The 829-nt window shown below is 70.1% G+C and carries 1 protein-coding gene; it reads left to right on the forward strand.

What is annotated here, in order from left to right:
- Positions 1 to 829: type VI secretion system tip protein TssI/VgrG (gene tssI, locus HMPREF2924_RS08970; RefSeq protein WP_141765530.1), on the forward strand; the 829-nt coding region annotated here is incomplete at both ends.

Here is an 829-nt window from a genome sequence, read left to right on the forward strand (position 1 = left end):
CTGGTGTTCGGCGACGACCAGACGGTGTTCCCCCGCCTGGGCCGTCCCACCGCCTACGTGCACGACAGCGGGCTGGTCGCCGACGAACCGGTGATCAAGCGCTTCAGCCTGCGCCTGGCCAGCCGCACCACGCGCACCACTCGCCGCGACTACGACTTCGAGAAGCCGCGGCTGCTGCTGGAGGCCGGCAATCGCCCCGCTGCCGACGCCCCGGCCGAGCCGGACCTGGAGGACTACGACTACCCCGGTCGCTTCGTCGATCGCCAGCGCGGCAAGCTGCTCAACCAGCGCGCCCTGGAGCGGCACCGCGCCGACCGGCGCCTGGGCGAAGGGGTCAGCGACCAGCCGCTGCTGGTCAGCGGGCACTTCCTGGAGATCGCCGAGCACCCGCGCGCGGAGTGGAACGACCTGTGGCTGCTCAGCGAAATCTTCCACGAAGGCAAGCAGCCGCAGGTGCTGGAAGAGAACGTTACCTCCGACACGTCGGCCAGCACGGACGACTTCCAGCAGGGCTACCGCAACCGCTTCCTCGCCACGCCCTGGGAGGTGTTCTTCCGCCCGCCGCTGGAGCACCCGAAGCCGCGCGTGCTGGGCAGCCAGACCGCGGTGGTGACCGGCCCGCCAGGCGAGGAAATCCACTGCGACCGCTACGGCCGGGTCAGGGTGCAGTTCCACTGGGACCGCGAGGGCCAGGGCGACGACAAGAGCAGTTGCTGGCTACGCGTAGCCAGCGGTTGGGCCGGCAACGGCTATGGCGGCATCGTCATTCCGCGGGTCGGCATGGAAGTGCTGGTGGACTTCCTCGAAGGCGATCCCGACCAGCCGCTGG

Source organism: Pseudomonas sp. HMSC063H08, assembly GCF_001813645.1.
In the GTDB taxonomy this organism is placed as follows: Bacteria; Pseudomonadota; Gammaproteobacteria; order Pseudomonadales; family Pseudomonadaceae; genus Pseudomonas; species Pseudomonas aeruginosa.